The 11680-nt window shown below is 66.8% G+C and carries 8 protein-coding genes; 3 read left to right on the top strand and 5 right to left on the bottom strand.

Annotation, left to right across the window (positions count from 1 at the left end; all coding sequences use genetic code 11):
- Positions 1–46: 46 nt before the first annotated feature.
- Both hisS and OU996_RS01125 read left to right on the top strand, forming a co-directional pair.
- Positions 47–1681 carry a histidine--tRNA ligase gene (gene hisS, locus OU996_RS01130; protein ID WP_267583850.1) on the top strand — a complete coding sequence of 545 codons (1635 nt, stop codon included), beginning with the start codon at positions 47–49 and terminating at the stop codon, positions 1679–1681.
- An 18-nt stretch (positions 1682–1699) separates the two neighbouring features.
- Complete coding sequence (locus OU996_RS01125; RefSeq protein ID WP_267583849.1) at positions 1700–1921, top strand: hypothetical protein; 222 nt, start codon at positions 1700–1702, stop codon at positions 1919–1921.
- A gap of 1301 nt (positions 1922–3222) precedes the next feature.
- Here OU996_RS01125 and OU996_RS01120 read toward each other — a convergent pair.
- The 4 genes from OU996_RS01120 to OU996_RS01105 are packed head-to-tail and all read right to left on the bottom strand — an operon-like array spanning position 3223 to position 9062.
- Positions 3223–3954 (bottom strand): SDR family NAD(P)-dependent oxidoreductase, encoded by a 732-nt coding sequence (locus tag OU996_RS01120; protein ID WP_267583848.1) that lies wholly within the window; start codon positions 3952–3954, stop codon positions 3223–3225.
- 11 nt (positions 3955–3965) lie between these two features.
- Positions 3966–5198 (bottom strand): M20/M25/M40 family metallo-hydrolase, encoded by a 1233-nt coding sequence (locus OU996_RS01115; RefSeq protein WP_267583847.1) that lies wholly within the window; start codon positions 5196–5198, stop codon positions 3966–3968.
- A 15-nt stretch (positions 5199–5213) separates the two neighbouring features.
- Positions 5214–6992, bottom strand: coding sequence for a hydantoinase B/oxoprolinase family protein (locus OU996_RS01110; protein ID WP_267583846.1), 1779 nt, complete (start codon positions 6990–6992; stop codon positions 5214–5216).
- Between the two features lie 9 nt (positions 6993–7001).
- Complete coding sequence (locus OU996_RS01105) at positions 7002–9062, bottom strand: hydantoinase/oxoprolinase family protein (protein WP_267583845.1); 2061 nt, start codon at positions 9060–9062, stop codon at positions 7002–7004.
- A gap of 225 nt (positions 9063–9287) precedes the next feature.
- On the opposite strand from OU996_RS01105, the gene OU996_RS01100 reads away from it, so the two are divergent.
- Positions 9288–9878 carry a helix-turn-helix domain-containing protein gene (locus OU996_RS01100; protein ID WP_267583844.1) on the top strand — a complete coding sequence of 197 codons (591 nt, stop codon included), beginning with the start codon at positions 9288–9290 and terminating at the stop codon, positions 9876–9878.
- Positions 9879–9894: 16 nt separating this feature from the next.
- On the opposite strand, the gene OU996_RS21370 is transcribed toward OU996_RS01100, so the two are convergent.
- Positions 9895–11652 (bottom strand): amino acid ABC transporter permease/ATP-binding protein, encoded by a 1758-nt coding sequence (locus tag OU996_RS21370; RefSeq protein WP_324290718.1) that lies wholly within the window; start codon positions 11650–11652, stop codon positions 9895–9897.
- Positions 11653–11680: the final 28 nt, after the last annotated feature.

The following is an 11680-nucleotide window of genomic DNA, read 5'->3' as shown; positions in this document are numbered from 1 at the left end:
CGCCTGCGTCCTCTAAACCGCGCCGAGACTTTTGAAGGACGGTGCCATGGCCACGGACAAGCCCAGCAAACTCAAGGCGAGCAAACCCAAGGCCCGCCTGCCGCGCGGTTTCGCCGATCGCGGGCCGGCCGAGCTCGGCGGCACGCGCGCCATGCTGGAGACCATCCGCAAGGTCTATGAGCTCTACGGCTTCGAGGCGCTGGAAACCCCCTTCATCGAATACACCGACGCGCTCGGCAAATTCCTGCCCGATCAGGACCGGCCGAATGAGGGCGTGTTCTCCTTCCAGGACGATGACGAGCAGTGGCTCTCGCTGCGCTACGACCTGACCGCCCCGCTCGCCCGCCATGTGGCGGAGAATTTCGACAAGCTGCCCAAGCCCTTCCGCTCCTACCGGGCGGGCTGGGTGTTCCGCAACGAGAAGCCCGGCCCCGGCCGCTTCCGCCAGTTCATGCAGTTCGACGCCGACACGGTGGGCGCCCCCACCGTCGCGGCGGACGCCGAGATCTGCATGATGATGGCCGACACGCTGGAGGCGCTTGGGCTGGCCGGCAAGTTCGTCATCAAGGTCAACAACCGCAAGGTGCTCGACGGCGTGCTGGAGGCCATCGGCCTCGGCGGCGAGGAGAATGCTGGCCGCCGGCTCACCGTGCTGCGTGCCATCGACAAGTTCGACAAGGTGGGCATTGACGGCGTGCGCGACCTGCTCGGCGAAGGCCGCTGGGAGAACCCCGAGGCCAAGAGCGGCGACTTCACCAAGGGTGCCGGGCTGGATGACGAGGCTATTGATACCGTCGTCAGTTTCGTGGCCCTCCAGTCCGGTGATGTCACGCCGCTTGAGGATGTTACTGGTGCGGCCGAGGGTGGACACCACAAAGGCTATGGTGGCTCGTTCCGTGAGAGCAACAAGGGTGTTCTCGATAGCCTAATGACCCTCTTCGGAAACTACGAAACATCGCGGAAGGGCATTGAGGAACTGGCCGAGATTGCCGTTCTTGCGGAGGCTTCAGGCTATGGCCGCGAGCGCATCCGCATCGACCCCTCCGTCGTGCGCGGCCTCGAATACTACACCGGCCCGGTCTTCGAGGCCGAGCTGACCTTCACCGTCTCGGACGAGAAGGGCCGCCCGGTGCGCTTCGGCTCGGTCGGCGGCGGCGGGCGTTATGACGGGCTGGTCGGCCGTTTCCGCGGCGAGGCGGTGCCGGCGACCGGTTTCTCCATCGGCGTCTCGCGCCTGGCTTCTGCGCTCTCCTATCTGAAAACCGAGGCCAAACCCGAGTTCGGCCCGGTCGTGGTGGTGGTCATGGATCGCGACCAGACGGCCCATTATATGGGCCTCGTGGCGCAGTTGCGTAAAAGCGGCATCCGCGCCGAGATGTATCTCGGCAACCCGAAGAATCTCGGCAACCAGTTCAAATATGCCGACCGGCGGAACTCTCCATGCGTCGTCATTCAGGGTTCGGACGAGCGGAACGCCGTTGATGAAGCCGGCAACCCTCGCCCCACGGTCCAGATCAAGGATCTGATCGAGGGCGCCAAGGCCGCCGCCGCCATCACCGACAATGCGGAATGGCGCGAGAGCCGCCCGGCGCAGTTCTCCTGCGCCGAGGCCGAGCTGGTTGCGAAGGTCATCGAGGTGCTCGACCATCACGGCGTGCCGCATGGCGCGGCGCTGGGCTGAGACGGGGAGGGCCGCACCATGGCACTGTTTCCGCTCAACCCTCGCACCAGCGGCGCGCTTGCCGGCGGCCTCGGCGCGGTGGCGGGCTTCCTCGCGGTCAGCTATCTCGAAGGGCGCTATCCCGATGTGGCGGAGAGCTTTGCGCTCTACGCCGTCATCATGTTCCTCGCCTCGTTCTTCTTCATTTCGGTGTTCCTCGATGTCCTCAACCGGCTGAACGGCCGGCGCCGGGGCGAGTAGAAGGCGCGCCGGCGCCCGGAAACACTCCCCGTCATCCCGGACGGCCAAAGGCCGATCCGGGATCGCGTGCCGCCCTGGTCACGCGGTCGCCCTCCCAGAATGCCGTCATCCCCGGACTTGATCCGGGGATCCACGACTTGGGGCCGGGCGCGACGGCGGGAAGACGTGGATGGCCGGGTCAAGTCCGGTCCTGACGTCGTGCAGGTGGTGATGAGCGCGTCATGCGATCCCGGCTCTCCGGCTTCGCGGAGCCTGCCCTTGGGCTTGCCAAAGGCAAGACCCGAGGGGCCGGGATGACGAATGGACACCTCCGCACCAAAACCCCCGCACCGCTGTCGCGGCCGGGGCTCTGCACCGTTCCCATCCGCCCTTGGAAGGGCGCGCGGGGCACCGGGGCGGACGCCAACGGCGGCCGCCTGCACCTTTGTTTTGAAAGGTGGTGCAAGCCTTCACTCAGCCAACCGACACGCCGCTCCCGGCGCCCCGCACGCGGTGTTTTATGGCTTGCTTCGGGAGGCCCCTGGAGGAGTCAGACTTGCTATCCTCCACTGAAGGCGGCGCCCACGCGCTTGAAGGCGCGTAGCATCCCGCCCGTGAACGGCGCTACGCCGCACGGGAACACCCGACTTGGGCCGCGACGCCACCGGGTGCGTTACTCCCGCCGACGCCGCCACCGCCCCCATCCCCCACGCCGGCCGCTCCGGACGCACCCCTCGGTGAGGACAGGTGCGGGCAGGATGACGGAGATTGGTGGATCTGTCTAGGTTTATTTTCCTAGAAAGCTCTTCGCCGCGCCGGTGCGTCGGCGCCTCCGCCCATCGCGGCGCCTGTAACCGTCATCCCGGACGGCCGCAGGCCGAGCCGGGATCGCGCTCCGGCTTGCCCGATGTACCCGCCGCAGGCTCTCCAACGGATGACGATCCCGGCTCTCCGGCTACGCCTCCGGCCGGGATGACGACATCTTTGTGAAGCGTCATCCCGGACGGCCAAAGGCCGATCCGGGATCGCGTGCCGCCTTGGTCACGCCGTCCCCGCCCCAACGCCGTCATCCCCGGACTTGATCCGGGGATCCACGACTTGGGGCCGTGCGCGGCGAGCCAAGTCGTGGATGGCCGGGCCAAGCCCGGCCATGACGTCGTTAAGGGTGGCGGCGTCGCCCCCGAGGTTGGGTACCCGTTCCGTCCCCGCGCGTCCCCCTCCCAGAATGCCGTCATCCCCGGGCAGGTCTCAACCGATTCCGACATTCGCTGTCGAGTGCGATTTGACGACTTCATCGCCTTGGAGATCGCACACCCACAGCGTCACCCCACAATGTCTTCGCCGCCGTTCAGATTGACCACCGAACCGGTGATGTAGTCGGCGGCATCGCAGGCGAGGAAAGCGGCGAGTTGGGCGACCTCCACAGGTCGGCCATGGCGGCGCAGCGGGATGCGGGCGATGCGCTCGGGGCTCGTCTCGAGCAGCGCCGTCTCAATGCCACCGGGCGCGATAGCGTTGACGGTGATGCCCCACGGCGCGAATTCGCGCGCCCAGGACTTGGTCAGCCCCATGATCGCGGCCTTGGAGGCGGCGTAGATCGACGAATTGGCGTGGCCGACCACGCCCCAGTTCGACGAGGTGTTGACGATGCGTCCCGCGCGGCGGAGCTTCATGCCGGCGATGACGCCGCGCGTGGCGGAGATGGTGCCGCCGACATTGACCCGGAAAACGCGGTCGATGAACGGCGCATCGACCTCCTCAATTGCGCCGTCGCCGGCGATGCCGGCATTGTTGATCAGCACGTCGATCGGGTGCGTCTGGTCCAGCGCACGGATGCCGTCCTCGAAACGCTCGACTTCCAGCATGTCGCAGGCGAAGGCGATCGCGCTGTGTCCGGCCTCCCCCAGCTCGCCGAGCGTCGCCGCGAGGGCGGCAGGGGTGATGTCGTGGGCGATGACGTTGCAGCCGATGCCGGCGAAATGCACCGCATGGGCGCGCCCGATGCCGGAGCCCGCGCCGGTGATGAGCACGGTCTTGCCCCTAAGATCGGACATGATGCTGGCCTCTAGCCGTTGAGGAAATCAAAGGCGGTGACGGTGAATATCTCGCCGAGCGCCACCAGTTCGTCGATCACGACATGCTCGTCGGCCGCGCCCATATTGTAGGAGGTCGGGCCGCATACCACGGTCGGCACGCCGGCACCGCGATAATGCCGGGCATCCGACGCGCCAACGCGCATGTTCACCATCGGGGTGATGCCGAGGATCGCCGCGCAATTGGCCTTGAGCAGGCCGATGACCTCATGGCCGGGATCGGTCCAGCTCGGCTCGTAGCGACGGGTGATCTCCACGCCCACATCGTGCAGCGTCGCCAGCCTGACGATCTCGGCCTCCACCTGCGCGACGCTGATGCCGACCGGCAGGCGCACATCGGCGGTGGCCTCGGCATGGTCGGCGATGAGGTTGGAAAGCCGCCCACCGGAAATGGTGCCGAAGGTGATGGTGACATGGCGCAGCACGTCGCTTTCACCGGCACCGGACAGTGCCTCGGACGCCGCGCTTGATGTCGCGATAGCGTCCAGCACCGCCGGCGGCGCATCGACCGGCAGGGCCCGGAGCGCGCGCAGCGCGGCGATGGCGTCGACCAGCTTCTCGATGGCACTCTCGCCGCGATGGACATGGGCGGCGTGGGCCGCCTTGCCCTTGGCGGACAGCTTCAGCCAGATCATGCCCTTCTCGCCGAAGCGCAGCACGTGGGGCGAGCCGGCATCGGCGCTGATCATGGCGTCGCCGCGGGCATGCGGGACGGTGTCGAGCAGCAGCTTGGAGCCGAGCACGCCCATGGTCTCCTCGTCGCCGGCAAAGGTGGCGACGACCTCGCCAGGAAGCGCGTCGCGGTGGGCGGCGAGATGGCGCAGCGCGAACAGTATGGCGGCCAGCCCGCCCTTCATATCGGAGACGCCAAGGCCGTAGAGCTTGCCGTCGCGGACCTCGCCATCCGGGTCGGTGGACCATGCCGCGCGGTCGCCGAGCGGAAAGGTGTCCATATGGCCGTTGAAGATCAGTCGGCGGCCCGGCCTGCCCCCGCGCAGCCGCAGGACGAGGTTCATCACAGGGTCGGCGCTGGGGTGGCGCTCGATTTCGATGGCCGGCATATCGTCGAGGATCGCCACCACCTCGTCGGCCATGGCGTTGGTGTCGCCGGGCGGCGTTTCACTGCGCCTTGCCAAGAGGCGCTTGGTGATGGCGACGAGACTGTCGCCATCCGCGCGCGCGGCCCGCGCCAGTTGATCCCGCACGCTCATATCCAACCCTCAGCCGGCCCGCAGCGCGGCGGTGCCCGCCGCATCGACCTTGCCCTCGGCGGTGAGCGCCACGCGATAAATGTCGCGCGCCCGGCCGACGCTGACCCAGCCTTCCGCCACATCGACCGCGACGCGCGCCGGGTCGCGCTCGCCAGGCACGCCAAAGCCGCCGCCGCCATTGGAGAGCGACACCACGCGCTGGTCGACGCGCACATGGACATGCTCGGAGGTCGTGAGATGCACCACCTCGCCGGCGTCCGATTCCAGATACTGGCTGGCGGGCAGCGCATTGCCGCCGCCGCAGGTGCCCAGCGAAGGATTGACCGTCCCGTCGCTGCAGAAGCCGAGTTCGAAATCGCAATCGATCGGCCGGAACGCGGTCTTGATGCCCGGCGCGCCACGAAATGTGCCAGCGCCCTCGCTATCGATGAGAATCGTGCGGGTCTCGATCATCATCGGGTGCAGCATCTCGTCGATCTCGATGCTGTCATAGAAGGGCATACCGGCATTACCCATGCAGAACAGCGAGAGCCAGCCATCCTGCACCGGCGTGCCCGGCCCGCCACCGGCCGCCAGGATCACCTCATTGACGAAGGCGTGGCCATTGCGCGGGTCGTGGCCGGAGATGACGCCGGCTGAGGGCGGCAACGCCGCGCCACCTTCCGCCATGCCGACGCTCGGGTCGATAGCGGCCATGGCGAGCTGCACGGCATTGGAGACGCGATCGCCGAGATTGGTGGTGGCGACCGAGGTGGAATGCGGGTGGCGCGGAATGCCGACGACGCAGTTCTCCCGCAACCGCACCTCGATGCGCCGCAGGCTGCCAGCGTTCGGCGTCACCGGGCGAGGCAGGCTGTTGAGCACGCCGACCAGCGCGGCGGTGCGGGCGCAGGCGTGGCTGAGATTCACGCCGACCGGCAGGCAGTCAATATTGTCGGTGAGGTCGACGATGATGCGGCCATTGGCGGCGTCGATGGTGACGTCGGCATTGGCGGGGATGCCGCCCGCCGGCGTTCCCGGCAGCGGATCATGCGTGCAGGTGCCGCGCGCGCTGCCGGAGTGGATCGTGGAGATGACCTCGACCATCTGACGCTCGGTGACGTCGAACCATTGGGCGGCGTGCTCGGTGAGCGCGTCCCAGCCGAGTTCGCGGCCCATGCGGACGATCTCGCGCTCGCCGATGCGGGCGGCACCGACCATGGCGAGGTAGTCGCCGCGCCACTGCTCCGGCACGCGGATGCGCATCAGGCACATATTGATGATGTCGCGATTGTCGACGTAGTCGGACTGCACCTTCACCGCCGGGAAGATCAGCGCGCCTTCCTCATACACGTCGCGCGCATTGCCCATATAGGTGGTGGGCAGCGAGTTGCCGCAGTCGGCCTGGTGCGCCTTGGCCACGACGGTAAAACGGTGGACGTCATTGTCGTCGAACACCGGCACGAGGATCGTGTGGTCGGCAGCGTGCGAATTGCCGTGATAGGGCGAATTGTGCAGGAAGGCGTCGCCGCGCTTCACGTCCGGGTGGATGTCGAGCATCGCCCGCGCCATCAGATCCGCGCCGCCGATGACGTGGATCGGGTAGCTGTCGGCAGCCGTCAGCAATTCGCAATCGGCGGTGACCAGCGCGCAGGAAAAGTCGCGGGCGGTATTGATGACGCCGGAGCGGGCGGTGCGCAGCAGCGTGTTGGCCATCTTGCGGGTCACGCCGTCGAAGCGCTTCTGCATGATGGCGAGCTTCACCCCGTCGAACTTGGTGGCGGCCGGAGCCGGTGCCTGGATGTTCATGTCCTGCTCCTATGCCGCGCTGTGAACCACGAGATGGCCGCCGGGCCGCCGCACTGCCCGGGCACCGGGATTGATGACGATGGTGGTGAAGTTGCTGTCGACGATGGCCGGGCCATGCACCTCGGTGTCCGCCGGCAGATGTTCCAGCCGGTAGGCCGGCGCGTCGATCAGCCCGGTCTCGCGGAAGAACATCGGGCGGTGCGCGAGGGCGTCTGTTTCCTGCGCGTCGTCGGCCAGCCGGATCGAGGTGGCATCCGACAGACGGCAACGGGCGAGAGCGCGCCAGCTCATGATCTCGACGGCGTCACCGTCGTCGCGGAACGAGAACAGATCGACATGGCGGGCGTGGAAGTCGGCGATCAGCGCGGCGACATCAGCGTCGGTTTCGAAAGTGGCGCCGCGCAGGGGCACGTCGATCTCCCACACCTGCGAGGGATAGCGCGCCTCGATGGCAAGATCGATGCGCTTGTCGCGGGCATTGGGACCGGCCTTCTCGAAGAAGGCCTGCGCCCGGCTGACCAGATCGGCGATGATGGAAGTGGCGCGCTCAGCGTCGAATGCCGTCGTCTTCATGAAACCGATCTGGGAATACTCCGTCGTCAGTTCCGACATCATCGCGCCGGCCGCGCTGAGCGCCGCGCCGACATCGGGGAAGATGATGGTGTCGCAGCGAAGCCGCCGCGCGATCAGCACCGCATTGATGCCGGCCGCCCCGCCGCCGCCGATCATCACGGTCTCCTGCGGGTCGATGCCCTGCTTGACGGTGATGTCCTCAATGGCGTTGACCATGCCCTCGGTGGTGAGGTCGAGGATGGAGAGCGCCGCCTCCTCCACGCTGATGCCGAGCGGACCGGCGACCTCGGTCTGGATCGCGTCGCGCGCGGTCTGCAGGGCCAGACTCATCTGGCCGCCGAGGAAGAAGGTCGGGTCGATATAGCCGAGCGCCACGGCGGCGTCCGTGACGGTGGGCTTGGTGCCACCGCGGCCATAGCACACCGGGCCGGGGGTCGACCCCGCGCTTTCAGGGCCGACATGGAGCAAGCCGGCGCTATCGACGCGCGCGATGCTGCCGCCGCCGGCGCCGACGCTTTTCACGTCCACCGAGGGAAAGCCGGTGAGGTTGCCCTGATAGATCGGTCCGAGCCAGGTCTCGCGGGTCCAGGGCAGTGCGCCGTCCTTGACCAGAGAGACATCATAAGTCGTGCCACCAGCGTCGGTGACGATGGCGGTGGTGGCGCCCTCCAGCTCGGCGAAATGCCGGCCGGCGACCGGGGCCATGGCCGGCCCGGAATTCAGCGCCAGGATGGGACGTTCGGCGAGATCCGATACATCGACGAGGCCGCCCTGCGAGGTGACGGCGAAGATCTGGCCCTTGAGGCCGCGCTCTTCCAGCCGCGCCTTCAGCGTGCGCAGATAGTCGCTCATGATCGGCTTGAGCGAGGCGTCGATGGCGCAGGACGAGGTGCGGCGATACTCGCGCACCGTCGGATTGAGTTCATGCGACAGCGTGTAGGGAACGCCCGGCAGGTGCTCGGCCAGCATCTGGCCCAGACGCCGCTCATGGACGGGATTGACGATCGACCAGATCAGCGACACCGCGACGGCCTCAACCTTCCTGGCCTTCAACTGCTCGATCACGGCGAGGGCGGCGGCTTCATCCAGTGGCGCATGCACGCGGCCATCGGCCCAGATGCGCTCGGGAATCTCGAACGTCAGCGCACGCGGAATGTAGGGCGCGGGATAGGCATTGCGGTAGTTGAACGGGTCGGTACGCCCACCCTCGCGGATAAGCAGGATATCCGGGTGGCCCTGCGTCACCAGCAGCGCCGTGCGGGCGGCATTGCCGGTAATGACGGCGTTGATGGCGCGGGTGGTGGAGTGGAACAGGATTTCAGTCTGTGCCAGCAGATCCCGGACGCTGACGCCCCGCGCGCCGGCGGCGAGTTCGACCGCACCGAGGATGCCGCCGATCGGATCGGGATAGGTGGTCGGCGACTTGAACATGGTGGCGGCGCTGCCGGGAACATCCACCATCAAGTCGGTGAAGGTGCCGCCCACGTCGATCGACATCCGCATCGTTTATCCTCCCCCGCGATCTGCTGACTCGGTTATGCAAGTGACTTGCGTATTATGCAACTAATTTTAACAGCTTGCGAAAATAGGATCTGCGCTTGCGTTTTGCACAAGCGGCGGGGGTTCTGCTAAGGAGGACAGGGCGTGCCCAGAGCGAATCCTGTTCAGCACGTCTCCAGGGACGCGGCAGCAACAGCGGCTTGGAAACAGGGCGGTGTGACAATGGCAAATAGCGAGATCGACCACAGCGATGAGACCCTGCCAGCGGTCGGTCCTCGCGTGCGCTATCTGCGCCGTCTGCACCGGCTGCGGTTGAAGGACCTGGCCACGGCTGCCGGCTGCTCGGAAAGCCTGCTGTCGCGCATCGAGAACTCCCTGGTGGTGCCCTCGCTGAGCACGCTTCACCGGCTGTGCAAGGCGCTGAACGTCAATGTCGCCGCGCTGCTCGACCCCAAGGAAGACGAGATCTGCACGGTCTACGGGCCGAACGACCGGCCGCGTTACACCCGCGCCGCCGAAGAAGGCGACGGCAGCACCGCTGAAATCCTCACGCCCTTCGCCCAGCATCGCCAGCTTGAGGGCCTGCTTCTGGAAATGCCGGCCAAGGGGCCGATGTGCGGCCCGTTCCAGCATGCCGGTGAAGAGGTTGGCTATGTGCTGACGGGCGAACTCGAACTCATCGTCGAGGGCGAGCAATACCGGGTGCCTACGGGACACAGTTTCTTCTTCCTGTCCGACCGCACCCACAGCTATCGCGCCTCTGGCGACGAGAACTGCCGGGTCATCTGGATCAACACCCCGCCCACCTTCTGAGGGATCGCCCGCCCGCTCATGGTGGATTGACGGCGCGCAGGAAGCGGCGCGTGCGCTCATGCGTCGGGTTGTCGATCACCTGTTCCGGCGTGCCCTGCTCCACCACCACGCCGCCATCCATGAAGACGACGCGGTCGGCGACATCGCGGGCGAAGCGGATTTCGTGCGTCACCACCACCATCGTCATGCCGGCATCCGCGAGCTTGCGCATGACGCCGAGCACCTCGCCGACCAGCTCGGGATCAAGCGCCGAGGTCGGCTCGTCGAACAGCATCAGGCGCGGCGAGATCGCCAGCGCGCGGGCAATCGCCACGCGCTGCTGCTGGCCGCCGGAGAGCCGGTGCGGCAGGTGATTGATGTGGTTCTGCAGGCCGACCTCGCCGAGCAGACGGGTTGCCATATCGCGGGCGACATCCGGCTTGATGCCGAACACCCGGATCGGCGCCTCCATGACATTTTCCAGCGCACTCATATGGTTGAACAGGTTGAAGTGCTGGAACACCATGGAGATGCGGGCGTCCGCCCGGGCCTTTGCCAGCCGACCGGTCGGGCGCGGTTGGCCACCGGGCATCAGCTGGTAGCCGACATACGCGCCGCCGACTGTGATGGAGCCCCAGTCCACTGATTCCAGATGATTGATGGCACGCAGGAACGTGCTCTTTCCCGAGCCGCTCGGCCCCAGCAGCACGACAACCTCGCCGCGATTGACCGTCAGGTCGATGCCGTTCAGCACCTTGTTGGTCCCGTATTCCTTCTGCACGTTGTGACAGACCACCAGCGGCTCGCCGCGCGGCACGGGGTCGGCATCGGCGTTCACCAGCGTGCGGAACAGGTCGTCCGAACCGGCGGGAACGGCCGCGAGCGTGTCCCCCGCGGGCCCATCCACCGCGACGGGCGCCGCAGCAGGCGCGGGCTCGGCCTTCAGGCGAAAGCCGAGCATGCGGCCGAAGGCCGTGTCGGTGCGTTGGTCCTTCTCCAGGTCGAAGCGCCGCTCCGCCCAGCCCTGCGCCAGAGAGATGATGCTCACCAGGATCAGGTAGATCAGCGAGGTCGCGGCGAAGACGGTGAAGAACTTGTTGTTCTGGCCGACGATCTGTTGCGAGCGGAAGGTGAGTTCGTTGACGAACACGATCGAGGCGATCGAGGTCAGCTTCAGCATGCTGATCGTATCGTTGCCGACACCGGGCAGGATCGCGCGCATCGCCTGCGGCAGGATGATCCGGCGCAGGGCCAGAAACGGGCCCATGCCGAGCGAGGTCGCGGCGATCGCTTGGTTGCGGTTCACCGAAAGGATGCCGCCGCGGATGATTTCGGCGCTGAACGCCGCCTGATTGAGCGAGAAGCCGATGACGGCGGTGGTGAAGCTGTCGAACTTCAACCCGACGAAGGGCAGCGCGTTGAAGATGAACACCAGTTGCAGCAATTGTGGGGTGCCGCGTGTGATCCAGATGTAGAACCACGACACCCCCCGCACGACGCTCAGCGTGGACAGCCGCATCAGCGCCAGCACGAGGCCGAGCATCAGGCCGAGGGTCATGGAGATGGCGGTGATCTGGACCGCCACCCAGGCTCCCTCCCACAGGAAGCTGGAGGTGCAGTAGGACAGGAACTCCCAGAACCAGCCGAACGCCATGGCGGCATAGGGATCGGCCGCGCTCAGGCCGCTCGCCATGTCCTCGATGCTCGATCCGGTCGGAGCTTGCGCCATCGCCGGCACGAGGCTGACAAACAGGGCCGTCGCCAGGGCGAGAGCGGCGTTTCCAAGTCGTGTCATATCCGAGTGCCCCGCTTGCGGAAGGCCG

This window comes from Ancylobacter sp. SL191, assembly GCF_026625645.1.
Taxonomy (GTDB): Bacteria; Pseudomonadota; Alphaproteobacteria; order Rhizobiales; family Xanthobacteraceae; genus Ancylobacter.
This window is presented reverse-complemented; position numbering and strand designations above follow the sequence as displayed.

Bases quoted from the DNA above. Each gene is read 5' to 3' on its own strand.
- OU996_RS01110 (WP_267583846.1), bottom strand. From the start codon at position 6,992: ATGAACATCCAGGCACCGGCTCCGGCCGCCACCAAGTTCGACGGGGTG.
- hisS (WP_267583850.1), top strand. From the start codon at position 47: ATGGCCACGGACAAGCCCAGCAAACTCAAGGCGAGCAAACCCAAGGCC.
- OU996_RS21370 (WP_324290718.1), bottom strand. From the start codon at position 11,652: ATGACACGACTTGGAAACGCCGCTCTCGCCCTGGCGACGGCCCTGTTT.
- OU996_RS01105 (WP_267583845.1), bottom strand. From the start codon at position 9,062: ATGTCGATCGACGTGGGCGGCACCTTCACCGACTTGATGGTGGATGTT.
- OU996_RS01100 (WP_267583844.1), top strand. From the start codon at position 9,288: ATGGCAAATAGCGAGATCGACCACAGCGATGAGACCCTGCCAGCGGTC.
- OU996_RS01125 (WP_267583849.1), top strand. From the start codon at position 1,700: ATGGCACTGTTTCCGCTCAACCCTCGCACCAGCGGCGCGCTTGCCGGC.
- OU996_RS01120 (WP_267583848.1), bottom strand. From the start codon at position 3,954: ATGTCCGATCTTAGGGGCAAGACCGTGCTCATCACCGGCGCGGGCTCC.